General features: G+C 60.6%; 25 protein-coding genes. 10 read left to right on the top strand and 15 right to left on the bottom strand.

Going from position 1 to position 26,309, the window contains the following annotated elements; all coding sequences use genetic code 11:
- Positions 1 to 38: 38 nt before the first annotated feature.
- Positions 39 to 1,397: a glutamine synthetase family protein gene (locus B9N88_RS14560; RefSeq protein WP_003176780.1), complete on the bottom strand. Its 1,359-nt coding sequence runs from the start codon at positions 1,395 to 1,397 to the stop codon at positions 39 to 41.
- 597 nt (positions 1,398 to 1,994) lie between these two features.
- Between B9N88_RS14560 and B9N88_RS14570 the strand changes: the two genes are divergently transcribed.
- Both B9N88_RS14570 and B9N88_RS14575 read left to right on the top strand, forming a co-directional pair.
- On the top strand, positions 1,995 to 3,371 hold the full coding sequence (locus B9N88_RS14570) for a glutamine synthetase family protein (RefSeq protein WP_003213894.1): 1,377 nt from the start codon (positions 1,995 to 1,997) through the stop codon (positions 3,369 to 3,371).
- A 215-nt stretch (positions 3,372 to 3,586) separates the two neighbouring features.
- Positions 3,587 to 4,216 (top strand): TetR/AcrR family transcriptional regulator, encoded by a 630-nt coding sequence (locus tag B9N88_RS14575; protein ID WP_027608401.1) that lies wholly within the window; start codon positions 3,587 to 3,589, stop codon positions 4,214 to 4,216.
- Positions 4,217 to 4,337: 121 nt separating this feature from the next.
- Here B9N88_RS14575 and B9N88_RS14580 read toward each other — a convergent pair whose 3' ends face one another.
- From B9N88_RS14580 to argE, 10 genes are all read right to left on the bottom strand, one after another.
- Positions 4,338 to 4,553: a TOBE domain-containing protein gene (locus B9N88_RS14580; protein WP_003176783.1), complete on the bottom strand. Its 216-nt coding sequence runs from the start codon at positions 4,551 to 4,553 to the stop codon at positions 4,338 to 4,340.
- A gap of 28 nt (positions 4,554 to 4,581) precedes the next feature.
- Positions 4,582 to 5,388, bottom strand: coding sequence for an aliphatic sulfonates ABC transporter ATP-binding protein (ssuB, locus tag B9N88_RS14585; RefSeq protein WP_027608400.1), 807 nt, complete (start codon positions 5,386 to 5,388; stop codon positions 4,582 to 4,584).
- Complete coding sequence (gene ssuC, locus B9N88_RS14590) at positions 5,385 to 6,173, bottom strand: aliphatic sulfonate ABC transporter permease SsuC (RefSeq protein ID WP_027608399.1); 789 nt, start codon at positions 6,171 to 6,173, stop codon at positions 5,385 to 5,387. Before ssuC ends, ssuB begins: the two co-directional genes overlap by 4 nt.
- Before the next feature lie 9 nt (positions 6,174 to 6,182).
- Complete coding sequence (gene ssuD / locus B9N88_RS14595; RefSeq protein ID WP_027608398.1) at positions 6,183 to 7,331, bottom strand: FMNH2-dependent alkanesulfonate monooxygenase; 1,149 nt, start codon at positions 7,329 to 7,331, stop codon at positions 6,183 to 6,185.
- A 25-nt stretch (positions 7,332 to 7,356) separates the two neighbouring features.
- Positions 7,357 to 8,325: a sulfonate ABC transporter substrate-binding protein gene (locus tag B9N88_RS14600; RefSeq protein ID WP_027608397.1), complete on the bottom strand. Its 969-nt coding sequence runs from the start codon at positions 8,323 to 8,325 to the stop codon at positions 7,357 to 7,359.
- 99 nt (positions 8,326 to 8,424) lie between these two features.
- Positions 8,425 to 9,018 carry an NADPH-dependent FMN reductase gene (gene ssuE / locus B9N88_RS14605; protein WP_027608396.1) on the bottom strand — a complete coding sequence of 198 codons (594 nt, stop codon included), beginning with the start codon at positions 9,016 to 9,018 and terminating at the stop codon, positions 8,425 to 8,427.
- Positions 9,019 to 9,219: 201 nt separating this feature from the next.
- Positions 9,220 to 9,858, bottom strand: a complete 639-nt coding sequence (locus B9N88_RS14610) for a peroxiredoxin (protein WP_027608395.1) — start codon at positions 9,856 to 9,858, stop codon at positions 9,220 to 9,222.
- A gap of 272 nt (positions 9,859 to 10,130) precedes the next feature.
- Positions 10,131 to 11,501, bottom strand: coding sequence for an OprD family porin (locus B9N88_RS14615; RefSeq protein WP_027608394.1), 1,371 nt, complete (start codon positions 11,499 to 11,501; stop codon positions 10,131 to 10,133).
- Between the two features lie 596 nt (positions 11,502 to 12,097).
- The gene (argA, locus tag B9N88_RS14620; protein WP_027608393.1) at positions 12,098 to 13,399 is read right to left on the bottom strand and encodes an amino-acid N-acetyltransferase; all 1,302 of its coding nucleotides are present in this window, start codon (positions 13,397 to 13,399) and stop codon (positions 12,098 to 12,100) included.
- A 133-nt stretch (positions 13,400 to 13,532) separates the two neighbouring features.
- On the bottom strand, positions 13,533 to 14,681 hold the full coding sequence (argE, locus tag B9N88_RS14625; RefSeq protein ID WP_027608392.1) for an acetylornithine deacetylase: 1,149 nt from the start codon (positions 14,679 to 14,681) through the stop codon (positions 13,533 to 13,535).
- A 158-nt stretch (positions 14,682 to 14,839) separates the two neighbouring features.
- On the opposite strand from argE, the gene B9N88_RS14630 reads away from it, so the two are divergent.
- The gene (locus B9N88_RS14630) at positions 14,840 to 16,207 is read left to right on the top strand and encodes a CYTH domain-containing protein (protein WP_027608391.1); all 1,368 of its coding nucleotides are present in this window, start codon (positions 14,840 to 14,842) and stop codon (positions 16,205 to 16,207) included.
- Between the two features lie 41 nt (positions 16,208 to 16,248).
- On the opposite strand, the gene B9N88_RS14635 is transcribed toward B9N88_RS14630, so the two are convergent.
- Positions 16,249 to 16,719 (bottom strand): Lrp/AsnC family transcriptional regulator, encoded by a 471-nt coding sequence (locus B9N88_RS14635; protein WP_010207358.1) that lies wholly within the window; start codon positions 16,717 to 16,719, stop codon positions 16,249 to 16,251.
- 127 nt (positions 16,720 to 16,846) lie between these two features.
- On the opposite strand from B9N88_RS14635, the gene B9N88_RS14640 reads away from it, so the two are divergent.
- The 7 genes from B9N88_RS14640 to B9N88_RS14670 all read left to right on the top strand — a co-directional run bounded on the left by B9N88_RS14640 (position 16,847) and on the right by B9N88_RS14670 (position 22,927).
- Positions 16,847 to 17,185, top strand: coding sequence for a hypothetical protein (locus B9N88_RS14640; protein WP_027608390.1), 339 nt, complete (start codon positions 16,847 to 16,849; stop codon positions 17,183 to 17,185).
- Between the two features lie 83 nt (positions 17,186 to 17,268).
- Complete coding sequence (locus B9N88_RS14645) at positions 17,269 to 18,948, top strand: GspE/PulE family protein (RefSeq protein WP_027608389.1); 1,680 nt, start codon at positions 17,269 to 17,271, stop codon at positions 18,946 to 18,948.
- Positions 18,949 to 19,025: 77 nt separating this feature from the next.
- Positions 19,026 to 19,946, top strand: coding sequence for an SPFH domain-containing protein (locus B9N88_RS14650; protein WP_027608388.1), 921 nt, complete (start codon positions 19,026 to 19,028; stop codon positions 19,944 to 19,946).
- Between the two features lie 10 nt (positions 19,947 to 19,956).
- Positions 19,957 to 20,403 (top strand): NfeD family protein, encoded by a 447-nt coding sequence (locus tag B9N88_RS14655; RefSeq protein ID WP_027608387.1) that lies wholly within the window; start codon positions 19,957 to 19,959, stop codon positions 20,401 to 20,403.
- Positions 20,404 to 20,472: 69 nt separating this feature from the next.
- Positions 20,473 to 20,790 (top strand): DUF2388 domain-containing protein, encoded by a 318-nt coding sequence (locus tag B9N88_RS14660; protein WP_027608386.1) that lies wholly within the window; start codon positions 20,473 to 20,475, stop codon positions 20,788 to 20,790.
- Between the two features lie 163 nt (positions 20,791 to 20,953).
- On the top strand, positions 20,954 to 21,625 hold the full coding sequence (locus B9N88_RS14665) for an outer membrane protein (protein ID WP_027608385.1): 672 nt from the start codon (positions 20,954 to 20,956) through the stop codon (positions 21,623 to 21,625).
- Positions 21,626 to 21,784: 159 nt separating this feature from the next.
- Positions 21,785 to 22,927 (top strand): DegT/DnrJ/EryC1/StrS family aminotransferase, encoded by a 1,143-nt coding sequence (locus tag B9N88_RS14670; protein ID WP_027608384.1) that lies wholly within the window; start codon positions 21,785 to 21,787, stop codon positions 22,925 to 22,927.
- A gap of 65 nt (positions 22,928 to 22,992) precedes the next feature.
- On the opposite strand, the gene gcvH is transcribed toward B9N88_RS14670, so the two are convergent.
- The 3 genes from gcvH to B9N88_RS14685 form a co-directional block, all read right to left on the bottom strand.
- Positions 22,993 to 23,376, bottom strand: coding sequence for a glycine cleavage system protein GcvH (gcvH, locus tag B9N88_RS14675; protein ID WP_027608383.1), 384 nt, complete (start codon positions 23,374 to 23,376; stop codon positions 22,993 to 22,995).
- A 52-nt stretch (positions 23,377 to 23,428) separates the two neighbouring features.
- Positions 23,429 to 24,511 (bottom strand): glycine cleavage system aminomethyltransferase GcvT, encoded by a 1,083-nt coding sequence (gcvT, locus tag B9N88_RS14680; RefSeq protein ID WP_027608382.1) that lies wholly within the window; start codon positions 24,509 to 24,511, stop codon positions 23,429 to 23,431.
- Between the two features lie 156 nt (positions 24,512 to 24,667).
- The gene (locus tag B9N88_RS14685; RefSeq protein ID WP_027608381.1) at positions 24,668 to 26,284 is read right to left on the bottom strand and encodes an ABC transporter permease; all 1,617 of its coding nucleotides are present in this window, start codon (positions 26,282 to 26,284) and stop codon (positions 24,668 to 24,670) included.
- Between the last annotated feature and the right edge of the window lie 25 nt (positions 26,285 to 26,309).

Consider the following 26,309-nt stretch of genomic DNA (forward strand, 5'->3'; position numbering starts at 1 on the left):
AGTGAAGGGCGCACGGGTTGCCCCGTGCGCCCGGCGCATCAGACGGCGAAGAGCAGGAATTCCCGCTCCCACGAACTGATCACGCGCTTGAAGTTTTCATGCTCGGCCCGCTTGACCGCGACGTAGCCTGTGATGAATTTCTGACCCAGGTATTTCTCGATGGTCTTGCTGTTTTCCATGCGTTCCAGGGCGTCTTCGATGGTCAACGGCAGGCGCAGGTTGCGGCGCTCGTAACCACGCCCCACCACCGGGGCGCTGGGGTTATGGCCTTCGACCATGCCGATGTAGCCACACAGCAGGCTGGCGGCAATCGCCAGGTACGGGTTGGCGTCGGCGCCCGGCAGGCGGTTTTCCACGCGACGGTTCTGCGGGCCGGCATCCGGTACGCGCAGGCCGACGGTGCGGTTTTCTTCGCCCCACTCCACGTTCACCGGCGCCGAGGTGTCGGGCAGGAAGCGGCGGAACGAGTTCACGTTGGGGGCAAACAGCGGCAGCAACTCAGGGATGAACTTCTGCAGGCCGCCAATGTGGTTGAGGAACAGCTGGCTCATGGTCCCGTCTTCATTGGAGAAGACGTTCTTGCCGGTGGCGATGTCGATGATGCTCTGGTGCAGGTGCATGGCGCTGCCGGGCTCGCCGGTCATCGGCTTGGCCATGAAGGTGGCCGCCACGTCGTGCTTGAGCGCGGCTTCACGCATGGTGCGCTTGAACACCAGGATCTGGTCCGCCAGGGACAGGGCATCGCCGTGACGGAAGTTGATTTCCATCTGCGCCGTGCCGTCTTCATGGATCAGGGTGTCGAGGTCCAGCTCCTGCAGCTCGCACCAGTCGTAGACGTCTTCGAACAGCGGGTCGAATTCGTTGGCGGCTTCTATAGAGAAGGACTGGCGGCCGGTCTCCGGGCGCCCGGACCGACCGATCGGCGGTTGCAGCGGGAAGTCCGGGTCTTCGCAGCGTTTGGTCAGGTAGAACTCCATCTCCGGCGCCACGATGGGCTGCCAGCCTTTGTCGGCGTAGAGCTTGAGGACTTTCTTGAGCACGTTGCGCGGCGACAGCTCGATCGGGTTGCCTTGCTTGTCGTAGGTGTCGTGGATCACCTGGGCGGTCGGCTCGATGGCCCAGGGCACCAGGAACACCGCGTTCTGGTCGGGGCGGCAGATCATGTCGATGTCGGCCGGGTCGAGCAATTCGTAATAGATGTCGTCTTCGACATAGTCGCCGGTCACGGTCTGCAACAGAACGCTCTCGGGCAGGCGCATGCCTTTTTCGGCGATGAACTTGTTGGTCGGCGAGATCTTGCCCCGGGTGATACCGGTCAGGTCGCCAATCATGCATTCGACTTCTGTGATCTTGTGGTCTTTCAACCAATCGGTGAGCTGGTCGAGGTTGTTACTCATAAATGCCTCTGGGCTGGGTTTCCTGGCATCCATTAAAGGCCAGGCGTTGGTTGACGCAGCATCCGCGTCGTTTTTTCGTTCAGGGTAGGAGCTTACCTGCCATTTGCTGCAGCGTTGCATTCCTCAAGCCAAAGTCGTGCAGAATCATGAGCGGTCGCGCGGATGGCAGCCGGTCAGTGGCAGTCGAGGAGGCAAAAAAGAGAGCGGATGGGCCGTCAAGAATATTGGCCGGTGCGTGGGCATTCACGCGGGACGAACGGACTGCGGACAAAGCCTGGCTGAAGCAGGCTGAGACGCCGATTGGCGGCAGGCGAGACATGAAGCACCCCGGTATTATTGCTGTTATGGGTTTGAATCGAGCTTAGCCTTGTTCATTTTTTTACACAACACCCCCGTAAAAAATACAACACGGCCCGCTCAAGCCTGCGAGTCCCAAGCCGGTCAAACCGAAAAAACCGCCCCAAAAAGCCCCAAAAGTGCGGTCACGGCGCTTTTTTAGGGCAAAAAAGGCCTCGCTTGACTTCGGCATGCCGTTCGGGTTGACTGAAACCAGAAAAGATCAATGATTGATATTTTTAACAACAAAGGTGTTGCATCATGTCGGTACCCCCGCGTGCCGTTCAGCTTAACGAAGCGAACGCGTTCCTTAAGGATCATCCTGAGGTTCTGTACGTAGACCTTCTAATTGCGGATATGAATGGTGTGGTGCGCGGTAAGCGCATCGAACGCACCAGCCTCCACAAGGTTTACGAGAAGGGCATTAACCTGCCTGCCTCTTTATTTGCCCTGGATATCAATGGCTCGACGGTGGAAAGCACCGGCCTGGGCCTGGACATCGGTGATGCTGACCGAATCTGTTATCCGATCCCTGACACCCTGTGCAATGAACCCTGGCAAAAACGCCCTACCGCGCAACTGCTGATGACCATGCACGAACTTGAAGGTGAACCTTTCTTCGCCGATCCGCGCGAAGTGCTCCGCCAAGTTGTAAGCAAGTTTGACGACCTCGGTCTGACCATCTGCGCCGCCTTCGAGCTTGAGTTCTACCTGATCGACCAGGAGAACGTGAACGGCCGCCCACAACCGCCCCGCTCGCCGATCTCCGGCAAACGCCCGCACTCGACACAGGTCTACCTGATCGACGACCTCGACGAATACGTCGACTGCCTCCAGGACATCCTGGAAGGTGCCAAAGAGCAAGGCATCCCGGCCGACGCCATCGTCAAGGAAAGTGCCCCGGCGCAGTTCGAAGTGAACCTGCACCACGTGGCCGACCCGATCAAGGCCTGCGACTACGCGGTACTGCTCAAGCGCCTGATCAAGAACATCGCCTACGACCATGAGATGGATACCACCTTCATGGCCAAGCCTTACCCAGGCCAGGCAGGCAACGGTTTGCACGTACACATCTCGATCCTGGACAAGGACGGCAAGAACATCTTTGCCAGCGAGGATCCCGAGCAGAACGCCGCATTGCGTCACGCGATCGGCGGTGTGCTCGAGACCCTACCCGCCCAAATGGCATTCCTGTGCCCTAACGTCAACTCCTACCGTCGTTTCGGCGCACAGTTCTACGTGCCGAACTCGCCGTGCTGGGGCCTGGACAACCGCACCGTGGCGATTCGCGTACCGACCGGCTCGTCCGACGCCGTACGTATCGAACACCGTGTGGCCGGTGCCGACGCCAACCCTTACCTGCTGATGGCTTCGGTCCTTGCAGGCGTGCACCACGGCCTGACCAACAAGATCGAGCCGGGCGCCCCCGTGGAAGGCAACAGCTACGAGCAGAACGAACAGAGCCTGCCGAACAACCTGCGCGATGCCCTGCGCGAGTTGGACGACAGCGAGGTGATGGCCAAGTACATCGATCCTAAATACATCGATATCTTCGTCGCCTGTAAGGAAAGTGAGCTGGAAGAGTTCGAACACTCCATCTCCGACCTTGAGTACAACTGGTACCTGCATACCGTCTAAACGACGGCTGCATTGACTGTGGTGAGCGGGCTTGCCCCGCGCTGGGCTGCGTAGCAGCCCCAAACACAGACGCCGAGTTCTTTCTGAAGGAACTCGGCGTTTTTTATGGGGGCCGCTTCGCAGCCCAGCGCGGGGCAAGCCCGCTCACCCCAACAAGCGGTATGGATCATCCCCAGGCTCTGCGTACAATGCCCGCTGCCTTGTAGGAGACTTCCATGCCCACCCGCCCCGCCGCCCCTCGCAAACCCCGCGCCCGCAGCCAGGCACGGATCGACGCGATTCTCGATGCCGCCCGCACCTTGCTGGCCGCCGAAGGCGTGGCGAGTTTGTCGATCTACAGCGTGGCCGAGCGCGCGCAGATTCCGCCGTCGTCGGTGTATCACTTTTTCGCCAGTGTGCCGGCGCTGCTGGAGGCACTGACCGCCGATATACATGCAGCCTTCCGCTGCGCCATCCAGGCCCCCATCGAGCATGATTCACTCAAGCATTGGCGCGACCTGTCCTACATCGTCGAACAGCGCATGCTGACCATCTACAGCAACGACGCCGCCGCGCGCCAGTTGATCCTGGCCCAGCACGGGCTGACCGAAGTGACCCAGGCGGACCGTCAGCATGATCTGGAGCTGGGGGATTTGATGCTGGAAGTGTTCAACCGCCACTTTGAAGTGCCGAGCTTGCCAACCGATGTGGATGTGTTTGCGCTGGCGTTGGAATTGAGTGATCGCGTGTATGCGCGTTCGGTGCATCAGCATGGGCTGATTACGCCGCGTATGGCGGAGGAAGGGATGCGGGTTTTTGATGCGTATGTGGGGCTGTATTTGCCGGCTTACCTGCCCAAGCGCTGAATCCTGGGTTGGCTGGGCCGGCCTCATCGGGGGCAAGCCCCCTCCCACATTTTGAATGTGCTCACAGATCAATATGTGGGAGGGGGCTACACCCCGATGAGAGCCTCAAGAGCGACGCAAATCACAACTTGGCAATCGACACCTCGGTGGATTTCACAAAGGCAATCACTTCGCTGCCAATCACCAGTTCCAGCTCTTTGACCGAGCGGGTGGTGATCACGGAAGTGACGATACCGGACGCGGTCTGCACGTCGATTTCCGACAGCACGTCGCCGACGACGATTTCCTTGATGGTGCCTTTGAACTGGTTACGCACGTTGATGGCTTTAATAGTCATGGTGGACTTCCTTCGTAGGACAAGTGAGTTATTGAGCCCAACGCAATTGCGTAGGCAGCGGTGAAACAGGTTCGGGTTCCGGCGGTGTGCCGGGCAACGACAGCACACGGTTAAGTACTTGCGCTTCCAGTGCGGCCAGGCGATGTGAGCCTCGGGCCCGTGGGCGCGGCAGATCGACGATCAGGTCGAGGCCGATTTCGCCGTCTTCGATCAGGATCACCCGGTCGGCAATGGCCACGGCTTCGCTGACGTCATGGGTTACCAGCAACACGGTGAAGCCGTGTTTTTGCCAGAGGTTTTCGATCAGTTGCTGCATCTCGATACGGGTCAGGGCGTCCAGGGCGCCCAGCGGTTCGTCGAGCAGCAGCAGGCGCGGCTGGTGGATCAAGGCACGAGCCAGGGCCACACGCTGCTTCTGGCCACCGGACAAGGCCGCCGGCCACTCATTGGCACGCTCGGCCAGGCCTACCGCTTCCAGGGCTTCCAAGGCTTTAGGGCGCCAGTTGCCTTTGAGGCCCAGGCCGACGTTGTCGATGATCTTTTTCCACGGCAGCAGGCGCGCTTCCTGGAACATCAAGCGCGTGTCTTCAATCGCCTCGCTCAGCGGAGCCGAACCGGCCAGCAGCTCGCCGCCGCTGGCTTTGTCCAGGCCGGCCAACAGGCGCAGCAAGGTACTTTTACCGCAGCCACTGCGACCGACCACGGCCACGAACTGGCCCGCCGGAATGTGCAGATCGATTTCCTTGAGTACTTCCCGCGCGCCGAAGGCCTTGCGCAATTTGCGCACCGCCAGGGGAATCCCCTTCAGCAGGCGCGGAGGTTGTTGAGCGGTCATGCCGCACCTCCTTTATTCACTTGGTAAGCCGGGTGCCAGCGCAGCCATACACGCTCCAGACCGCGCGCGGCCAAATCGGCCAGCTTGCCGAGGATGGCGTACATCACGATGGCCAATACCACCACGTCGGTTTGCAGGAATTCGCGGGCGTTCATCGCCAGGTAACCAATGCCGGAGCTGGCAGAGATGGTTTCCGCCACGATCAGCGTCAGCCACATAAAGCCCAGGGCAAAGCGCACGCCCACCAGGATCGACGGCAGCGCACCCGGCAAAATCACTTGCCAGAACAGGCTGAAACCGGACAAGCCGTAGCTGCGCGACATTTCCACCAGCGCCGGGTCGACGTTGCGGATGCCGTGGTAGGTGTTCAGGTAGATCGGAAACAGCGTGCCGAGGGCCACCAGGAAAATCTTCGCGGTCTCGTCGATGCCGAACCACAGGATCACCAGCGGAATCAGCGCCAGGTGCGGCACGTTGCGGATCATCTGCACCGAGCTGTCCAGCAGGCGTTCGCCCCACGTCGACAGGCCGGTAATAAACCCCAGCGCCAGGCCGATGCTGCCACCGATCACAAAGCCCAGGCCGGCACGCCAGCCACTGATAGCCAGGTGCGTCCAGATTTCGCCGCTGCGCACCAGGTTGACCCCAGCCTCAATCACCGCGCTGGGCGCCGGCAGGATGCGTGTCGACAACCAACCCGCCGACACCGACAACTGCCACACCGCCAGCAATAGAATCGGCAGCACCCAGGGCGCCACGCGATGGCTCAATTTTTCCAGGTTCATGGCGCCGCCTCAGCTCTGTGACGCAGCTTTGGGAAGGATGTCGTTGGCGACCATTTCGCCGAACGGGCTTACGTAACCGGCGCTTTTCGGCAGCTCGGGACGTTCGATATCCAGGTGCGGGAACAGCAGCTCGGCGACCCGATACGATTCTTCCAGGTGTGGATAACCGGAGAAGATAAAGGTGTCGATGCCCAGCGCTGCGTACTCCTTGACCCGCTCGGCAACCGTCGGGCCATCGCCCACCAGCGCGGTGCCCGCACCGCCACGCACCAGGCCGACGCCGGCCCACAGGTTGGGGCTGACTTCCAGGTTGTCGCGGTTGCCGCCATGCAAGGCCGCCATGCGCTGCTGGCCGACAGAATCGAAGCGCGCCAGGGAAGCCTGGGCACGGGCGATGGTGTCGTCGTCCAGATGGGAGATCAGTTTGTCGGCGGCTTTCCAGGCTTCTTCGTTGGTTTCGCGCACGATCACATGCAGACGAATGCCGAAGCGCACGGTGCGCCCGAGTTTCGCCGCCTTGGCCCGCACCTGCTCGATCTTCTCGGCGACGGCGGCCGGTGGCTCGCCCCAGGTCAGCACCATCTCCACTTGTTCGGCGGCGAGGTCCTGGGCCGCTTCGGAGGAACCGCCGAAGTACAGCGGCGGGCGCGGTTGCTGGATCGGCGGGTAGAGCAACTTGGCGCCTTTGACGCTGATGTGCTCGCCGTCGTAATCCACGGTTTCGCCTTCCAGCACGCGGCGCCAGATGCGGGTGAACTCCACCGAAGCCTGGTAGCGCTCTTCGTGACTGAGGAACAAGCCATCGCCGGCCAGCTCTTCCGGGTCACCACCAGTCACCAGGTTGAACAGCGCGCGGCCGCCGGACAGGCGGTCCAGGGTCGCGGCCTGGCGCGCCGCCACCGTCGGGGAAATGATCCCGGGGCGCAGCGCGACAAGGAATTTCAAACGCTGGGTCACCGGGATCAGCGAGGCGGCCACCAGCCACGAGTCTTCGCAGGAGCGACCGGTGGGGATCAGCACCCCGCCGAATCCCAGGCGGTCAGCGGCCTGGGCCACTTGCTGCAGATAACCGTGGTCGACGGCGCGAGCGCCTTCGGCGGTGCCAAGGTAATGGCCGTCGCCGTGGGTAGGCAGGAACCAGAAAATAGTGAGGCTCATGGAGTTGTCTCCTGAAGAAATCGGATTACGGCGCTTTAGCCACGGCAGCCGGTGGCGTCCAGATCACGTCCTTGATGCTCAAGGGCTTGGGGATCAATTTGAGTTGGTAGAAGCTGTCGGCGATTTTCTGCTGGGCCGCCACCACTTCCGGGGTCAGGAACAGCGCGCCGTAGCCCTGGCGTTTCACCGAGGTCAGGGTGATGTCGGCCGGCAGGCCCAGCAGCGGCGCGACTTGCTCGGTCACTTCCTGGGGGTTGGCCTTGGACCACTCGCCCACCGCGCGCACTTCTTCGATCAGCGCCTTGACCACTTCCGGATGCTTTTCGGCGTACGGCTTGGTGGCCAGGTAGAACTGGTGGTTGTCGGCGATGCCGGTGCCGTCACGCAGGGTGCGCGCTTGCAGTTGTTTCTCGGCGGCGGCCTGGTACGGGTCCCAGATCACCCACGCATCCACGCTGCCACGCTCGAAGGCGGCACGGGCATCGGCGGGCGGCAGGAACACGGTCTGCACGTCGGTGTATTTCAGGCCGGCGTCTTCCAGGGCACGCACCAGCAGGTAGTGCACGTTGGAGCCTTTGTTGAGCACGACTTTCTTGCCCTTGAGCTCGGCCACCGATTTGATCGTCGAGTCTTTCGGCACCAGGATCGCTTCACTGGTGGGCGCTGGCGGCTCGTAGGCCACGTAGAGCAGGTCGGCACCGGCAGCCTGGGCGAAGACCGGCGGGGTTTCGCCGGTGACACCGAAGTCGATGGAACCCACGTTCAGGCCTTCGAGCAGTTGCGGACCGCCGGGAAACTCGGTCCATTGCACCTGCACACCTTGGGCGGCCAGGCGTTTTTCCAGGGTGCCCTTGGCCTTGAGCAGCACCAGGGTGCCGTATTTCTGGTAACCGATCCGCAGGGTCTCGGCGGCTTGAGCCTGAACAATGGCGCCGAAGGACACAGCCGCAGCAAACAGTGCGACCAGACCACGACGCAAGATGACAGTGCGCATGGCGCTCTCTCCAAATAGTGCGATGAGGGGGTTGGCTGCACCTGCTTGGCCGTTGGCGGCTGAGTAAGGTGAGTACATCTATATAGCGGTGAGGCTGACTTAAATGCTCCAGCGAGCACTCAACAAACGTTCATTCAACACATGCGGGTCCAACGGTTTCGGACGACGGGCCATGGCGCCGTAAAGCGTCTCCAGGGCCTCGTGCAAACGGTGTTCGAGGACCGGTACCAGTTGTGCCTGGGCACTGCCTTCGCCGTAGGCGATCTGGCTGTCTTCGGCAAAGATGCCGTGGAGCAGCTCCTGGGCTTTGAGGGCCGACAATACCGGCTTCAAGGCGTAATCCACCGCCAGCATGTGAGCGATGCTGCCGCCGGTCGCCATCGGCAACACAACCTTGTGGGCCAGGGCGCGCTCCGGCAGCAGGTCGAGCACGGTTTTCAACGCACCGGAGAACGAAGCCTTGTACACCGGCGTGGCGATCACCAGGCCATCTGCGTTAGCCACCTGCTGCAGCAGGTCGATGACCTTGGGGCTGTCGAAGCGTGCATGCAGCAAGTCTTCAGCCGGGAAGTCCCGTATCTGGTAACTCACCACTTCAACGCCTTTGTCTTGCAACCACTGACGGGTTTTTTCCAGCAAGACCCCGGAGCGGGAACGCTGGCTGGGACTGCCTCCAAGTGTTACGACCAACATGCAGGAATTCCTTGAGCAAGTGCCGGCGGTTCGCTGTGTGGCGATGGCGCCAAGATGGAACAGACCTTATCAGCAGATTCATATATCTATAAATCTTATTTTTTAATTTGTTTATTCTTTAAATGCATATAAGGTTTATAGGTCGCCAGGCGAAAAAAAAGGCCGTAGAAACGGCCTGAAAACCCCTGCTGTGAGTCAGTTTCAACGATTGGGCTGTGGAGTAAGCCGCAAATACGGCTTCACCGCCCGATAGCCCTTCGGAAAGCGCTTCTTGATCTCTTCCTCATCCTTGAGTGACGGCACGATCACCACCTCATCACCGTCCTGCCAGTTGGCGGGGGTGGCGACTTTGTAGTTGTCGGTCAGTTGCAGCGAGTCGATGACCCGCAGGATTTCGTGGAAGTTACGGCCGGTGCTGGCCGGGTAGGTGATGGTCAGGCGGATCTTCTTGTTCGGGTCGATCACGAACAAGGAACGCACGGTGAGGGTGTCACTGGCGTTCGGGTGGATCAGGTCGTAGAGGTCCGAAACCTTGCGGTCGGCGTCAGCCAGGATCGGGAAGTTGACGACGGTGGCCTGGGTTTCGTTGATGTCTTCGATCCACTTGTGGTGCGAGTCCACCGGGTCCACCGACAGGGCGATGGCCTTGACGCCGCGCTTGGCGAACTCGTCCTTGAGCTTGGCGGTGAAGCCCAGCTCCGTGGTGCACACCGGGGTAAAGTCCGCCGGGTGGGAAAACAACACACCCCAGCTGTCGCCCAGCCATTCGTGGAAACGAATCTTGCCGGCGCTGGAATCCTGTTCGAAGTCGGGGGCGATATCGCCCAGTCTTAGGCTCATGGTGTGGCTCCTGGTGAGTGCTTATGGAGCCCACTGTGCATGGATTGCGGATTATTTAAAAAGAATAAATATCGATTTATCTAGACGATAAAGGAATATTAAAAATCTGTTCATTGGACGCGGGAAAGGGCAAGGCGCAACATCGTTTCCAAGGTTCGAGAAGGCCTTGAGACGCTGTACAAAGAGGGGTTCAGGAAGGGCTTGCGGGGGTTTAGCCCGACTTGAAAAGCAAGACACCTTGCCCGGCGTGCGCCGGGCAAGGTTTTACGCAGTTACTTAAACGCGTAGGTGTAGCTGACGATTACGCGGTTTTCGTCTTGATCGCGTGCGGCAGCGACATCGTTGCGCCACATAGCATTTTTCCAGGCGACGCCGACGTTTTTGAACGGGCCTTCTGGCACTACGTAGGCAACAGTGATATCGCGTTCCCACTCGGACTGGCCGGTGAACTCGGCACGGCTACTGTTGACGGTGTCGATGTCAGTACCCTTGAGGTACACAACACCAGCGGTCAAGCCAGGCACGCCAACCTTGGCGAAGTCATAAGCGTAGCGAGCTTGCCAGGTACGTTCGCCGGCACGGGCGAACTTAGCGATCTGCATGTCAGTGGTCAGGTAAGCCGACGAACCGTCGCCCTGGTTCAACCAAGGGAAGTCGCTGCTACCGTTGCTGACCTGGTAACCACCACCGAAGGTGTGGCCGCCCAAGGTGTACAGGAACAGGCCGCTGTACAGGTTGTTATCCACCTTGCCGCGACCGGAGTTGACGCCGCTGTAGTTGCCCGAGGAGAAGTAAGCCGATTCGTTGCCGTTCTTACCGTCATCGGTGCTGTGGAAATAACGCAGGTCAGACTTCAATACGCCTGGACCGATGGCCCAGTTGTGGGTCAGACCCAGGAAGTGCTGCTTGTAGAAGTCTTCCAGGTTGCCGTAGTAGTACTGGGCAGTCAGGTCCTTGGTGATCTTGTAGTCACCACCGGCGTAGTAGAACTTGTTGCTGTCACGCCAGTTGGCGCCACGGGAGTTGGCACCCGAGATCGACAGGTTGTCGACGTTGCTGGAGTTACGACCCTTGGCTTTTTCAATCTGACCGGCAACCAGCGTCAGGTCTTTGATGTCGTTGGTAGTGATCTGGCCACCTTGGAAAGTCTGCGGCAGCAGACGACCGTCGTTGGTTACGATAACCGGCAGCTTAGGCTGAAGGGTACCCAGCTTCAGTTCGGTCTGGGAGATCTTGGCTTTGGCAGTCAGGCCCAGGCTCGAGTAGTTATCAACAGCTTCGCCATTGGACTTGCTCGGGAACACAGTGCCGCCGTAGGACGAGGCAGTAGCGCCGTTGGTGCCGCCGCCGGAATCCAGACGAACGCCCAGCAGGCCAATAGCGTCAAGACCGAAGCCTACAGTGCCTTGGGTGTAACCGGAGATGAAGCGCAGGTCAAAGCCTTGGCCCCATTCTTCTTGCTTGCTCTGAACACCAGCGCGCTTGTTGGCTGCCGTGCCGGCGGCCGAGTCACGGTTGTCGGTGTTGATGTAAAAGTTACGCAGACCCAGTGTTACTTTACTGTCATCGATGAAACCGGCAGCGCCTGCTTGCTGAGCGATTACGCCCAAAGCTACAGACAGTGCCAAGGTGGACTTCTTCATGTACCGCTCCTCTCGTTTCTAATTTTTGTATTTCTTTGGTCTCGGGTCTGACGCCCTCGATCCACAGATGCGCGATTAGCACCGGATAGTGACTGACAAGTCAATCGTAACCTTGTGTGTCTACTACCTTCGTCTAACCACCGTTGATTTGGTCCCTGCAGGGTAATGAGTTTTTCATACACCCAAAAAGAATTATTTCATTCTTTTTCATACGATTCAGGAATAAGACTTTCCGTGACGTGGACAGGCCAGCATAGACCACTCGCCACACAAGCTAATTCCTAAAGGGTATTTGTTAGAGCTTTTTTAGATCGATTAGTGTGGCCGCGCTGTTGCATACGTCACCCACGATCAAAAAGGCGACGCCATCATGGCCAAAGGCACATCCTCCCGTCAATTTGTTACAGTTTTTGTGTCACTAATCGTTTCTTTTGCTGTCCAAGCCGCCCACTCGACGATTCAGGTGTTTGCAAGCGCCCACACTCTATCCATAGCCGCCCACCTGTTATCGGCGTCAGATCAAGAATGCTTAAACTTTAGTCGTGCGTGACGGCAGGCTCTTACACGAGCCTGCCCGGTGACTTGGGGGTAGGGTTCTACAAGGCCTTCTCGAAAATCTTCGAGTTACGCTGGTAGTTGTACAGCGAGGCCCGTGCCGAGGGCAGGCGATCCACGCTGCTCGGCACAAAGCCGCGCTCACGGAACCAGTGGGCAGTCCGCGTGGTAAGTACGAACAGCGTCTTCAACCCCTGCGCCCGGGCACGGGTTTCGATACGCTCCAGCAGCTCGTCACCCCGCCCGCCGTGGCGGTACTCCGGGTTCACCGCCAGGCATGCCAGCTCACCCGCGTCCGAATCGGCGATCTGATACAACGCCGCACACGCGATGATCATGCCTTCGCGCTCAACCACGCTGAACTGCTCGATCTCACGCTCGAGCACTTCCCGCGAACGGCGCACCAGGATGCCCTGTTCTTCCAGGGGGCTGATCAGGTCGAGCAAGCCGCCGACGTCTTCAATCGCCGCCTCGCGCACCCGTTCGAATTGCTCCTGGGCCACCAGCGTGCCGCCGCCATCGCGGGTGAACAGTTCGGTGAGCAAGGCACCGTCTTCGGCGTAGCTGACAATGTGGCTGCGCCCTACCCCGCCCCGGCAAGCCTCGGCCGCTGCATCAAGCAATTCGGACTGGTAGTTGCTGCTGCCCAGGCGTTGCAGGTGTGCCGGTACTTGTTGCGGGCGCAATTCGCGGACCAGGCGGCCATTTTCATCGATCAGGCCGAGATCAGCGCCGAACAGCAGCAGTTTGTCCGCCCCCAGGTCGATGGCGGCGCGGGTGGCGACGTCTTCGCAGGCCAGGTTGAAGATCTCCCCCGTCGGCGAATAGCCCAGGGGCGACAGCAGCACAATGGAGCGCTCATCCAGCAGGCGATTGATGCCCTTGCGGTCGACCCGGCGCACTTCGCCGGTGTGGTGGTAATCCACGCCTTCAAGCACGCCGATAGGCCGCGCCGTCACCAGGTTGCCGCTGGCCACCCGCAGGCGCGAGCCCTGCATCGGCGACGAGGCCATGTCCATCGACAGGCGCGCTTCGATGGCGATACGCAGGTGGCCGACCGCGTCGATCACACACTCCAGCGTCGCGGCATCGGTGATGCGCATGCCTTCATGGTAAGTCGGGACCAGGCCGCGCGCTTCAAGGCGCGCTTCGATCTGTGGGCGCGAACCGTGCACCAGCACCAGGCGCACGCCCAGGCTGTGGAGCAGCACCAGGTCGTGGACGATATTGCCGAAGTTCGGATGATCCACACCGTCGCCGGGCAACATGACCACAAAGGTGCAGTCGCGGTGGGCGTTGATGTAGGGCGAAGCGTGACGAAGCCAATTAACGTAGTCGGGCATGGAACCTGGGCCTGTAATAAAAAGCAGCCGAAAAAGGATGAGTCGTGAAAACGCACAGCGGGCTGATGGTTATCGTCGGAACAGGCTTGGCGACACGCTCGCTCTCCTTATGTACGAATGGACAGGGGTTAATTTACGCAGGTTTCAGGCAGTAATGTTCGATCAGTTCCCGCAATAGACGCACTGTAGGCGTCAAGCGTGACATTTCGAGGTATTCGCCCGGTTGGTGGGCACAGGCGATGTCGCCAGGGCCGAGCACCAGGGTTTCACAACCAAGGCGCTGAAGATAAGGCGCTTCGGTGCCGAACGCTACTGCTTCGGCACGATGCCCGGTCAATCGTTCCGCGACCCGCACCAACTCGGCGTCTTCGACCTGCTCGAACGGCGGCACTGCGGGGAATAACGGCGCGTAGTCGATCTTGACTTTATGGCGCTCGGCCAGGGGTTCGAGCTTTTGCCGGATCGCCGCACGCAGCACTGCGGGGTCCATGCCCGGCAAGGGCCGCAGGTCGAATTCCAGGGAGCATTGGCCACAGATGCGGTTGGGGTTGTCGCCACCATGGATACAGCCGAAGTTCATGGTCGGTTGCGGCACGCTGAATTGCGGGTTGCGGTACTCGCGCTGCCAGGCCAGGCGCAGGCCGCGCAGCTCGCCGATGGCGTCATGCATGGCTTCCAGGGCGCTGTGGCCCAGGCTTGGGTCCGACGAATGGCCGCTTTGGCCGAGAATGTCGATGCGCTCCATCATCACGCCTTTGTGCAGGCGGATCGGCTTGAGGCCGGTCGGTTCACCGATTACCGCCGCCCGGCCCAGCGGGCGCCCGGCTTCGGCCAATGCTCGGGCACCGGACATGGAGCTTTCTTCATCGCAGGTGGCGAGGATCAGCAACGGTTGCTTGAACGGTTGGTCCAGCAGCGGCAACACCGCTTCAATCGCCAGCGCGAAAAAACCCTTCATGTCGCAACTGCCCAATCCTACCCAGCGGCCGTCGACTTCCGTCAGCTTGAGCGGATCGGTCTTCCACAACGCAGCGTCATAAGGAACGGTGTCGCTATGGCCGGCCAATACCAGGCCGCCGGGGCCTGTGCCAAAGCTGGCCAGCAGGTTGAATTTGCCGGGGCTGACCGGTTGGATGTCAATGGAGAACCCCAGGTCGCCCAACCAACCGGCGAGCAAATCGATCACCGGTCGGTTGGTCTGGTCGAGAGACGCCTGGGTGCAACTCACCGAAGGCGTGGCAATCAGCGCGGCGAACTGCTCTTTCATGGACGGTAACAGCATACGCGGTCTCCCTACTTCCCGGATGAGCCCCACTATAGAGGCATCTGCACGAGACAATAAACCGTTGCGGCGCGTTGCCGGGCTCAGTCCTGTACACTGCACGACCTTGGCAGCCACTCTTTTCCCCGGCTGCGCTCCCGATCCTGGATTTTCCGGCCATGCAGAAAGAAACCGAAATCAAGCTCCGCGTCAGCCGCGAAACACTCGCCGCGCTGCGTGAGCACCCGCTACTGAAAAAACGCAACAAAAGTGGCTGGGAACGCCGTGAGTTGATGAACCAGTACTTCGACACCCCCGAGCGTGACCTGGCCCAGGCCAAAGTCGCCCTGCGCCTGCGCAAGGACGGTGACGAGATTATCCAGACCCTCAAGACCCGTGGCCAAAGCGTCGCCGGCCTGTCGGAACGCAATGAGTACAACTGGGACCTGCCCAAGGCCAAGCTCGACGTAAAGAAACTCGACGGCGATTGCTGGCCCGAGCAACTGGCCGAGCTGGACAAAAAGACCCTCAAGCCGATCTTCACCACCGACTTCGTGCGCGAGCGCGCCGAAATCGCCTGGGGCCGTGGCAAGGCCAAGGTGGTGATCGAAGCCGCCCTGGACCTGGGCCATGTGGTCGTGGGTAAGCAGAAAGAAGAAATCTGCGAGCTGGAACTGGAACTGCGCGAAGGCGAGCCGGCTGCGCTGCTGGAGTTGGCCGCCGAGCTGGCCGCCACCCTCGCACTGATGCCGTGTGACATCAGCAAGGCCGAGCGCGGCTACCGCCTGTACGACGCCAGCAGCTACTCCCTGAGCCTGCCGGCGCCGCAGATCCACGCCGAAATGCCGCTGGACGACGCCTTCGCCGCAATCATGTGGCACCTGCTCGGCAGCAGCCAGCGCCTCGCCGAGCAATACCGCTTCAATGGCCACTGGCGTCTGCTGCAGGACTGGGTCGACAACCTCGGCGAACTGCGCGCCCTGATCGGCAGCCTCGGCCAGGCCGCGCCGCGTCAATCCACCAGCGAACTGCGCAGCGCACTCGATGCACTGCTGGAAGACTGGCGCCCGCTGGTCCAGGCCGGTGACGACGACGAAGACATCCGCAAAGCCGCACCCGAGCAGTTTGCCGAAGAATTGGACGACGTGCGCTGGGGCTTGTTCTCGCTGAACATGTCACGCTGGCTGATGGCCCGCACCTGGACTGCCGACCGCAACGTGCGCGGCAACCGCCAGGGCGCCGCGCAAATCACCAACTGGCTGCCGCGCCTGCTGGCCGACGATGCCGTCGCCCTGCAACTGCCGCGCTACCAGCAGCAACCGGAAGACCTGGCCGAGCAACTGCCGCGCATCGAACGCATCCAGGCCTGGCTGCACCATGCGCGTAACGTGGTGGACATTGCGGAACTGGATCGTTTGTACGGCGAGCTGAACAAGCTGGCGCAACTGGCCAACCAGCCGATCACCGACGAGTCGCTGGATGCGCGCATGCATCAGGCGATTGCGGTGTATCAGAACCGTGCCTGGAAGACCCTGCTGCGCCTGTAATATCGCCATCGGGGGCCTAGCCCCCGATGAGGCCGATCCTGTCAGCGCAATACTGGCAGGCTGGTGGTCGACTTGATCTCGGACAGCGCCACGATCGAGTTGACCTCCTGAATCCCCGGCACCATCGATAACTTCTCGAAGAAAAACCGCTCGTACGCCTCAATGTCCGACGTCACGATGCGCAGCAGAAAATCCACCGCCCCCATCAGCACATAGCACTCCAGCACTTCCGGAAACCCACGAATCGCGTCGGTGAACTCGGTGAAGTTGGATCGGCCGTGGGCGTTGAGTTTGACCTCGGCAAAGATCTGCGTATTCAGGCCGATCTTCTTGCGATCCAGCAGAGTGACCTGGCCGCGAATCACTCCTTCCTCCTTGAGCCGCTGGATGCGTCGCCAGCACGGCGACTGGGACAGGCCGACCTGTTCGGCGATCTGCGCGCTGGACAGCGAGGCGTCCTCTTGCAGCAGGGCCAGGATGCGGCGGTCGTAGGCGTCCAATTCGCTATGCATAAAAATACCTTGAAGGCTGTCTTTTCTGAATTGAACGATTCGATTAATCGCAAATCATGCCCATCTTAGATAAGAAATCTCCCGAAGCGAATGTAAAAATTTCTCCAGTCGAATCTGGAGAGTCAGCATGCATGCCGTCGAAACCACCCACCCTCTGACCCGCGTCGATGCGTGGGCTGCCAGCAGCACCCATTGCCAGGCGCATTACCGGATCGTCGCCGAGGCGGAGCCCGATGTGTTGTGTCGGGTACTCAACTATTTTGCGTTGCAGTTCCTGACACCGAGCCAGGTCAACGTGAGCCGCCAGGAAGACCTGCTGAACATCGATATCGTGATGGATAGCCTGAGCTGGCATCGCGCCCAAGTGATCGCCGAAAAGATTCGAAACCTGATCAGCGTGTGCACGCTGCATGTATGGCGCGCTGATTCCGTGGGGCCTGCGGCCGTGGCGGCAGCAGCTCGGTAAAGGCCTGCAACATACGCTGGGAGGAAGATATTCGGCGGCTGGCTAGCCTGAAATGTCGTCCGAGGCTACCCAGGAACACCTTCATGTCTGCTGATCACCGATTGGAACTGCATCAGTTGCTCCCGGCGCTGGTCGAGGGAGGGCTGATTGCTCCCGACATCGCGCAGCGCTTATCAGCGCTGCCCGCCGGCAATGCCCAGCACCCGTTGGAGTGCATCGCCGCCCATGGGCCTTCCCTGGAAACCCTGACCCATTGGCTTGCCCAACATGTGGGGCAACCTTATTGGCGCATCGACCCGCTGAAGGTCGATGTCGCAACGGTCGTGCCGCTGATGTCCCACGCATTTGCCCAACGCCACGCCATCCTTGCGGTAGCCGTGGACGCGCAGACCGTCACCGTTGCCAGCGCCCAGCCCCATGTCACCAGTTGGGAATCGGGACTGGCACAAGTGCTCCAGCGCTCGATCAGGCGCGTGGTTGCCAACCCCCAGGACATTCAGCGTTGTATCAGCGAATTCTACCGGCTGGCGAAGTCCGTCAGCGGTGCGGATCAAAAGGTCGCGGGGCCTGGCAACGTCGAGTTGCTCAACCTCGGCGCCAGCGACCAGGAGCCGGACGCCAACGACGCGCATATCGTCAATATCGTCGACTGGCTGTTGCAATACGCGTTCGCCCAGCGGGCCAGTGATATTCATATCGAGCCGTGCCGTGAACAAGGCCGTGTGCGCTTTCGCATTGATGGGCTGCTGCACGACGTCTATCAATTTCCACCCCAGGTGACGATGGCGGTGGTCAGCCGCCTGAAAAGCCTCGGGCGGATGAACGTCGCGGAAAAACGCAAACCCCAGGACGGCCGGGTCAAGACCAAAAGCCCTGCAGGCACAGAAGTCGAGTTGCGGCTGTCGACCCTGCCCACCGCCTTTGGCGAAAAACTGGTGATGCGGATTTTCGACCCGCAGGTGCTGCTCAAGGACTTTGACGAGCTGGGCTTGTCGGCCGAAGACCAGCAGCGATGGCACGACATGACGCGCCACACCAACGGCATCATCCTGGTCACGGGGCCTACCGGTTCAGGCAAGACCAGCACCCTCTACACCACGCTCAAACACTTGGCGACCCGGGAGGTCAATCTTTGCACCGTGGAAGACCCGATCGAGATGGTCGAGCCGGCGTTTAACCAAATGCAGGTACAGCCCAATATCGACCTGACCTTCGCCAGCGGCATCCGAGCCCTGCTTCGCCAGGACCCGGACATCATCATGATCGGCGAGATCCGCGATCGGGAAACCGCCGAGATGGCGATCCAGGCCGCATTGACCGGGCATTTGGTGCTCTCGACGCTGCACACCAACGATGCGCCCAGCGCCATCAGCCGCTTGCAGGAACTGGGCATTGCTCATTATTTGATCAAGGCCACGTTATTGGGCGTAATGGCGCAGCGCTTGGTGCGCTTGCTGTGCCCTCATTGCAAGCGGGTGGCGGGCGATGCTCACGAAGCGGTAGGGTGTGCAGAATGTCGAAACAGCGGCTTTCGCGGGCGCGCCGGGGTCTACGAGATCATGGTGCTGAATGACTCGCTCAAGGCGCTGATCACGCCAGGCGCCGACGCGCAGTCCCTGCGCAGGGAGGCGGTGGCGCAAGGCATGTGCGGCCTGCGCATGGCCGGCGTGGGTAAAGTCAAGGCGGGGCTGACCACAATGGCCGAGGTATTGCGAGTGACGCCTGGGGATTCGGTAACAAATGCGTTGATTACGCCGTGCTGAAACCGTTCTTATCGGTGACAAGACCGTTACAATCCGCCGAACGTCGTTTAACTGACACCATCAGATAGGGAATCGCTATGCAGATCGGAACCGTACTGCTTCTTTTCGTGGGCCTGGCCATCGCCATCCTGTTCATGGGCTTCAAGGTGGTACCCCAGGGCTATCAGTGGACCGTCGAGCGCTTCGGCCGGTACACCAACACCCTCAAGCCGGGCCTGAACATCATCATCCCGGTCATGGACCGCATCGGCCGCAAGATCAACGTGATGGAAAGCGTGCTGGATATCCCGCCCCAGGAAGTCATCACCGCCGACAACGCCACCGTGCAGATCGACGCCGTGTGCTTCTTCCAGGTGGTCAATACCGCCCAGGCCGCCTACGAGGTCAACAACCTCGAACACGCTATCCGCAACCTGCTGCAAACCAATATCCGCACGGTGCTCGGCTCCATGGAGCTGGATGCCATGCTCAGCCAGCGTGACGGCATCAACGAAAAACTGCTGCGCACCGTCGATGAAGCCACGGCGCCGTGGGGCATCAAGATCACCCGGATCGAAATCAAGGACATCAGCCCGCCCGCCGACCTGATGGCCGCCATGTCCGGCCAGATGAAAGCCGAGCGGATCAAGCGTGCACAGATCCTGGAAGCCGAAGGCCTGCGGGCATCGGCGATCCTGACGGCCGAAGGCAAGAAACAGGCACAGATTCTTGAAGCCGAAGGTGGGCGCCAGGCCGCGTTCCTGGAGTCTGAAGCCCGTGAGCGTCAGGCAGAGGCTGAGGCCCGCGCGACCCAGGTCGTGTCCGAAGCAATCGCCACCGGTAACGTACAGGCCATCAACTACTTCGTCGCGCAGAAATACATCGATGCCCTTGGCAAATTGGCGTCGGCCAATAACAGCAAAGTGATCCTGATGCCGCTGGAAGCCAGCCAGGTGATCGGCGCTGTCGGCGGCATCGGCGAAATCGTCAAGGCAACCTTCGACAACAAGAAAGCCTGAGGCGATCGCCATGTGGGATTTCCTGCAGCATCTTTCGTTCTGGGATTGGCTCGCACTGGGTACAGTGCTATTGATTCTTGAAGTATTCGGCGCCGGTGGCTACCTGCTGTGGATGGGCATAGCTGCGGCAGCCGTGGGCGTGATCAAGTTTCTGGTGCCGCCGCTCGGGCTGGAGTGGCAACTGTTGCTGTTCGCTGTGCTGTCGATATTGACAGCGGTGTACTGGTGGAAACGCCAGCGCAGCAGTGCCAAAGCCAGTGACCAGCCGGGGCTCAACGAGCGTGGCTCGGAGCTGATCGGCCGCGTGTTCGTGGTGCATCAGGCGATTGTGGAGGGTCGGGGCAAGGTAAAAGTCGGTGACGGCGTCTGGATGGTGACCGGCCCTGACAGCCCTGTAGGCGCTCAAGTGCGTGTGGTGGGCCTGGATGGCGTGATCTTGAAGGTAGAAACTGTTTAGTCAGTGATGGAACTCGGCTGGGCTAACTGCAATCAAACGGTACAGATCACCCACCCGGAGTCACCCATCATGCGTCTTAAATATGCTGTCGCTACCCTCGCTGTGCTTTCCCTTCCTGTCGGTTCAGCCATGGCCGACAGTTTCTGGCGCAATGTCATCTCGTCGGGCGCCACGACCGGCTCGACCTACCTGACCTTCAAGGACCACAAGCTGGTGGTTGCCGCACAAGACGACGCAGGCAGCTTCGTTGCCAGCGACGGCGGTATCCGCGGCCCGTACCTGGAAGCCGCCATGCAGAAAGTCCGCGCCGATAACCCTGGCCTGCAGGCCACGGATATGGAACTGGCCAACGCCATCCTGGCGAAAAACGCTATCGCCGCCGAGTAAAACCGCCGGTTAAAACAGCCGCTCCCTGGGAGCGGCTTTTTTGTGCCGCTTTTCTTCCTACAGCAAAGACTGATGAGTTGACGATTGAACAGGAGAAGTCCTCTCGATCACTGCACTCGCCCGACGACAAGCTATCGATTCCACCCTTCCCCTCAGTGAATCGATAACCATGCGAAAACTATCTTCCTTTCTGTTCCTCACTGCTATTGCAACGCCTTATGCACAGGCAGAGGCCTGGTACGGCTCGGCAAAATTCAACAGTGCACGCCAGAATCTATCCAGCGCACTGTTGACCAGCCCGCGCGTCAACGAACGAGTGGAAGCGCCTGATAGCACTAAAACATTCACCGGATCCTACGCGGTAGGTTATGCCTTCGCCAATGGCTGGCGCGCGGAAGGGGAATACACCCTCTCCGGCAGCTCGACCTTCGACTCCTTCTGGTCGCCCTTCAATGCCAACGTCAACCGTCTTGAAGCGGACAGCCAGCGCTTGATGGTCAACGGCTATAAAAACATACCGCTCACCCATTGGCTCTCGTTCTACGGCATGGCGGGGATGGGCGTCGCGCAAATTGATGCCGAGGGTTTTCAGAGCAATGACACCCGTCGCTTTGCCAGCCACCGCCAATATAATTTTGCCTACAGCGTAGGCTTGGGCCTGGATGCCAAGGTCAACGACCGCATTGCCTTTGGCACAGGTTGGCGCTACGTGGACATGGGCCGTATCGAGACCGGCTACAACACCTTCACCAACCGGATAAACGCTCGTGATGAACAGCTCAAGGGCAAGCTCAAGGAGCAGAGTGTGTTCTTTGAAACCCGTGTGTACTTCTGACCGGCAACAGGACATGCCGCCGTTCAAGCGGCACTTCCGTGTCCGTGGCATGACGATTCATTCACAGGCGACAGGCTATATTCAGTCTAACCGTGCCACCATGCCGGGACTGAACCCTCGCTTACTCATCGCCAATCTGAAACGGATGCCTTCGTCGTCATGAGCCAACAGCCCTTTCTGCCGTTCTCCAAACCTACCATCGATGAAGCCACCATCTCGGCGGTCGGCGATGTACTGCGCTCGGGCTGGATCACCAGCGGACCGAAAGTGCAGGCTTTCGAGGCGCAGCTATCGGAATACTTTGGCGGCCGGCCGGTGCGCACCTTCAACTCGGGCACTTGCACCATGGAGATCGCCTTGCGTATCGCCGGTATCGGGCCCGGCGATGAAGTCATCACCACACCGATCTCCTGGGTCGCAACAGCCAACGTGATCCTGGAAGTAGGCGCCACGCCGGTGTTCGCCGACATCGACCCGGTCACCCGCAATATCGACCTGGCCCAGGTGGAAGCCGCAATCACCCCGCGCACCAAGGCGATCATCCCGGTGTACCTGGCCGGCCTGCCCCTGGACATGCCGATGCTGTACGCACTGGCCAACAAGTACAACCTGCGCATCGTCGAAGACGCCGCCCAGGCCCTGGGCTCCAGTTGGGATGGCGAACGCATCGGTTCCACCGGGGACTTTGTATCGTTCAGCTTCCAGGCCAACAAGAACATCACCTCTTCCGAGGGCGGTTGCCTGGTGTTGAACAATGCCGAAGAAGCCCGCCTGGCGGAAAAATACCGCCTGCAGGGCGTCACCCGCACCGGCTTCGACGGCCTGGACGTGGATGTACTGGGCGGCAAGTTCAACATGACCGACATCGCTGCAGCCATCGGCCTGGGGCAGTTTGCCCACATCGAGAAGATCACCGCCCATCGCCAGCATCTGGCCCGGCACTACTTCAAATGTTTCGGCAGTGATTTCGAAGAAAAGTACGGCGCGCAACTGCCGCCGGCCGACTTCGAAAACAGCAACTGGCACCTGTTCCAGTTGGTGCTGCCGGAGCGCCAAGACGGGCTGCCCGCCCGCGCCACCTTCATGGAGAAAATGCAGGCACAGGGTGTTGGCATTGGCTATCACTACCCGCCGATTCACCTGCTGAGCCTGTATCGGGCACAGGGGTTCAAGGAAGGTATGTTCCCGGTAGCGGAAAAGGTTGGACGTTTGATCGTGTCGTTGCCGATGTTCACGGCGATGACAGAGGCAGATGTGGAGCGGTCGGTGGCGGCGGTAAAGGCGGTCCTGAAGGCGGACTGAACACTCGTGGCCCTGCACGGTTGAATGTGGGAGGGAGCAAGGCCCCTCCCACAGGGGTCTAGCGTTTACTCGCCGATGACCGCCTTGTAGCCAGCCGCATCCAGCAGCTTTTCCAGATCAGCCGGGTTGCTTGGCTTGAGCTTGAAGATCCACGCGCCGTAAGGGTCGGAGTTCAGCAGCTCAGGGCTAGCACCCAGCTCCTCGTTGACGGCAATCACTTCACCGGCAACCGGGGCGTAGATATCCGAAGCAGCCTTCACCGACTCAACCACACCTGCCTGGCCTTCGGCTTCAAACGTAGCGCCGACTTCGGCCAACTCAACAAACACCACATCACCCAAAGCTTCCTGAGCATGGTCGGAGATCCCGACGGTCACCGTACCGTCAGCTTCCAGACGGGCCCATTCGTGACTTTCGGCAAAACGCAGGTCGGCAGGGATATCGCTCATAGTCTGTGTCCTCAAGAAGAAATGTCAGCAGCCATTGGCCTGCCGGAAATAGTTAGATCAAGGTTTTGCCATGGCGCACGAAGGTCGGTTTGACCACTCGAACCGGGTACCACTTGCCGCGGATTTCCACTTCGGCCCGATCGGCAGTCGCCGTCGGTACACGCGCCAGGGCAATGGATTTGCTCAGCGTAGGAGAGAAACTACCACTGGTGATCTCCCCTTCGCCAACATTGGCGATGCGAACCACCTGGTGAGCGCGTAAAACCCCACGTTCTTCCAGTACCAGCCCGACCAGTTTGAACTGCACACCGGCCGCCAACTCGGCTTCCAGCGCCGCACGCCCGATGAAGTTGCGCTCGGCAGGTTCCCAGGCGATGCTCCAGGCCATGTTGGCCGCCAGGGGCGAAACGTTCTGATGGATGTCCTGGCCGTACAGGTTCATGCCGGCTTCCAGCCGCAGGGTGTCCCGCGCGCCGAGGCCTATGGGGGAAATCCCCGCACCGACCAGATCGTTGAAAAACCCCGGCGCCTGATCGGCAGGCAGGACAATTTCCAGGCCGTCTTCGCCGGTGTAACCCGTGCGGGCGATAAACCAATCGCCGTCGGCATGCCCTTCAAAGGGCTTGAGCTGGTGGATCAGGGTACCGCGAGACTGGGTGACCAGCTCGGCAATCTTCTGCCGGGCATGGGGACCTTGAATGGCGAGCATGGCCAACTCGGGCCGCTCATGCAGGTGCACCTGATAGCTGCCAAGTTGCGCCTGGATCCAGGCCATGTCCTGGTCTCGGGTGGCGGCGTTGACCACCAGCCGGTATCCGGTCTCGGTGCGATAGACAATCATGTCGTCCACCACGCCACCCTGCTCATTGAGCATGGCGCTGTACAACGCACGGCCACAGCCATGCAAACGCTCGACATCATTGGCCAGCAGGTGCTGGAGCCATTCCTTGGCCTGGGGGCCGGTGACATCGATCACGGTCATATGAGATACATCGAACACCCCGCAGTCGCGCCGCACCTGATGGTGCTCCTCAACTTGCGAGCCGTAGTGCAAAGGCATATCCCAACCGCCAAAATCGACCATTTTCGCGCCGAGGGCGAGATGCAGGTCATACAGAGGCGTACGCTGTCCCATGGGTTTCTCCTTCCGGGCTTGGCGAAGGTGCGCAGCGCCGTTGCTCGTGCCGGACACCTTGAATGACAAGGCCTGCAGCAACGTACAGCGACTCGATCCGAAGGACGGACCGCACCGAATGCCGCGCATTGTAGCCGCAAGCCGTAGGACTGGCACCTAACCGATTGGTCGGGCGGAGCGTCGGATCAGCCCGATGACCGGCAGCAGCCCCACCAGCACCAGCGTCAAGGCCGGCAGAGAAGCCCGCGCCCACTCGCCTTCGCTGGTCATTTCAAAGATCCGCACCGCCAGGGTGTCCCAGCCGAACGGGCGCATCAGCAGGGTTGCGGGCATTTCCTTGAGCACGTCGACGAACACCAGCAGTGCTGCACTCAGGGTGCCGGGCAGCAACAGCGGCAGATACACTTTGCAAAACAGTCGCGGCCCACTCACGCCCAAACTGCGGGCAGCTTCCGGCAACGAAGGCCGGATGCGCGCCAGGCTGTTTTCCAGCGGCCCGTAGGCCACGGCCAGAAAGCGCACCAGATACGCCAGCACCAGCGCCGACAGACTGCCCAGCAACAATGGCTTGCCCGCCCCGCCGAGCCAGCCGGACAGCGGCACCACCAGCTCACGGTCCAGGTAACTGAACGCCAGCATGATCGACACCGCCAGCACCGAGCCCGGCAAGGCATAGCCGACATTGGCCAGGCTGATACCGGAGCGAATCGCCCGGGTCGGCGCCAGGCGGTTGGCGAAGGCCAGTACCAGCGCCACGCTGACCGTGATCAGCGCCGCGATGCCACCCAGGTAGAGGGTATGGACGATCAGGCCCGAATAGCGCTCATCCAGGTCGAACCGGCCGCGCTGCCAGAACCAGGCGACCAATTGCAGCATCGGGATGACAAAGGCACAGGCAAACACCAATCCACACCAGGCACTGGCAGCCGCCGCCTTGAACCCGCGCAAGTGGTACAGCGCCTTGCCCCGTGGCCGTTCATTGCTGGATCGACTGGCGCCCCGGGCACGCCGTTCGCCATACAGCACCAGCATCACCACCAACAGCAACAGGCTGGCCAGTTGGGCCGCGCTGGACAGGCTGAAAAAGCCGTACCAGGTCTTGTAGATCGCGGTCGTGAACGTATCGAAGTTGAACACCGACACCGCACCGAAATCCGCCAGTGTCTCCATCAGTGCCAACGCCACCCCGGCTCCTATCGCCGGCCGCGCCATGGGCAGGGCCACATGCCAGAATGCCCGCAAGGGCGACTGTCCCAGCACCCGCGCCGCCTCCATCAGGCCCTTGCCCTGGGCGAGGAATGCGCTGCGCGCCAACAGGTACACGTAGGGATAGAACACCAGCACCAGCACGATGATCACACCGCTGGTGGAGCGCACCCGCGGCAGGCGCAAGCCGGTGCCGAACCACTCGCGCAGCAGGGTCTGCACGGGGCCTGAAAAATCCAGCAGGCCCACAAACACGAAGGCCAGCACATAGGCGGGAATGGCAAAGGGCAGCATCAACGCCCAGTCGAGCCAACGCCGGCCGGGGAATTCGCAGAGGCTGGTGAGCCAGGCGAGGCTGACGCCCAACAGGGTTACACCGACGCCGACGCCCAGCACCAGGGTCAGGGTGTTACCCAGCAGGCGGGGCATCTGGGTTTCCCACAGGTGGGACCAGATTTGCGCGTCGATGCTTTGCCAGGACAGCAACAGCACGCTCAGCGGCAGCAGCACCAGGGCGGCGACGCTGAAGACCGGCAGGTACCAGCGGCGTTGGGCGGGGTGGGCCAAGGGTGGGTTCTCAATAATGAAATCT

Origin of the sequence: Pseudomonas sp. LAMO17WK12:I1 (assembly GCF_900177315.1) — a bacterium.
Lineage (GTDB): Bacteria > Pseudomonadota > Gammaproteobacteria > Pseudomonadales > Pseudomonadaceae > Aquipseudomonas > Aquipseudomonas marginalis.

What these genes read in the sequence shown, in the direction of transcription:
- B9N88_RS14570 (WP_003213894.1), top strand. Translation starts at nt 1,995, where the DNA reads ATGTCGGTACCCCCGCGTGCCGTTCAGCTTAACGAAGCGAACGCGTTC.
- ssuD (WP_027608398.1), bottom strand. Translation starts at nt 7,331, where the DNA reads ATGAGCCTCACTATTTTCTGGTTCCTGCCTACCCACGGCGACGGCCAT.
- B9N88_RS14575 (WP_027608401.1), top strand. Translation starts at nt 3,587, where the DNA reads ATGCCCACCCGCCCCGCCGCCCCTCGCAAACCCCGCGCCCGCAGCCAG.
- gcvT (WP_027608382.1), bottom strand. Translation starts at nt 24,511, where the DNA reads ATGGGACAGCGTACGCCTCTGTATGACCTGCATCTCGCCCTCGGCGCG.
- B9N88_RS14610 (WP_027608395.1), bottom strand. Translation starts at nt 9,858, where the DNA reads ATGAGCCTAAGACTGGGCGATATCGCCCCCGACTTCGAACAGGATTCC.
- B9N88_RS14650 (WP_027608388.1), top strand. Translation starts at nt 19,026, where the DNA reads ATGCAGATCGGAACCGTACTGCTTCTTTTCGTGGGCCTGGCCATCGCC.
- argA (WP_027608393.1), bottom strand. Translation starts at nt 13,399, where the DNA reads ATGCCCGACTACGTTAATTGGCTTCGTCACGCTTCGCCCTACATCAAC.
- B9N88_RS14615 (WP_027608394.1), bottom strand. Translation starts at nt 11,501, where the DNA reads ATGAAGAAGTCCACCTTGGCACTGTCTGTAGCTTTGGGCGTAATCGCT.
- ssuB (WP_027608400.1), bottom strand. Translation starts at nt 5,388, where the DNA reads ATGACCGCTCAACAACCTCCGCGCCTGCTGAAGGGGATTCCCCTGGCG.
- B9N88_RS14630 (WP_027608391.1), top strand. Translation starts at nt 14,840, where the DNA reads ATGCAGAAAGAAACCGAAATCAAGCTCCGCGTCAGCCGCGAAACACTC.
- B9N88_RS14635 (WP_010207358.1), bottom strand. Translation starts at nt 16,719, where the DNA reads ATGCATAGCGAATTGGACGCCTACGACCGCCGCATCCTGGCCCTGCTG.
- B9N88_RS14600 (WP_027608397.1), bottom strand. Translation starts at nt 8,325, where the DNA reads ATGCGCACTGTCATCTTGCGTCGTGGTCTGGTCGCACTGTTTGCTGCG.
- ssuE (WP_027608396.1), bottom strand. Translation starts at nt 9,018, where the DNA reads ATGTTGGTCGTAACACTTGGAGGCAGTCCCAGCCAGCGTTCCCGCTCC.
- B9N88_RS14640 (WP_027608390.1), top strand. Translation starts at nt 16,847, where the DNA reads ATGCATGCCGTCGAAACCACCCACCCTCTGACCCGCGTCGATGCGTGG.
- B9N88_RS14645 (WP_027608389.1), top strand. Translation starts at nt 17,269, where the DNA reads ATGTCTGCTGATCACCGATTGGAACTGCATCAGTTGCTCCCGGCGCTG.
- ssuC (WP_027608399.1), bottom strand. Translation starts at nt 6,173, where the DNA reads ATGAACCTGGAAAAATTGAGCCATCGCGTGGCGCCCTGGGTGCTGCCG.
- argE (WP_027608392.1), bottom strand. Translation starts at nt 14,681, where the DNA reads ATGCTGTTACCGTCCATGAAAGAGCAGTTCGCCGCGCTGATTGCCACG.
- B9N88_RS14580 (WP_003176783.1), bottom strand. Translation starts at nt 4,553, where the DNA reads ATGACTATTAAAGCCATCAACGTGCGTAACCAGTTCAAAGGCACCATC.
- gcvH (WP_027608383.1), bottom strand. Translation starts at nt 23,376, where the DNA reads ATGAGCGATATCCCTGCCGACCTGCGTTTTGCCGAAAGTCACGAATGG.
- B9N88_RS14655 (WP_027608387.1), top strand. Translation starts at nt 19,957, where the DNA reads ATGTGGGATTTCCTGCAGCATCTTTCGTTCTGGGATTGGCTCGCACTG.
- B9N88_RS14560 (WP_003176780.1), bottom strand. Translation starts at nt 1,397, where the DNA reads ATGAGTAACAACCTCGACCAGCTCACCGATTGGTTGAAAGACCACAAG.
- B9N88_RS14670 (WP_027608384.1), top strand. Translation starts at nt 21,785, where the DNA reads ATGAGCCAACAGCCCTTTCTGCCGTTCTCCAAACCTACCATCGATGAA.
- B9N88_RS14660 (WP_027608386.1), top strand. Translation starts at nt 20,473, where the DNA reads ATGCGTCTTAAATATGCTGTCGCTACCCTCGCTGTGCTTTCCCTTCCT.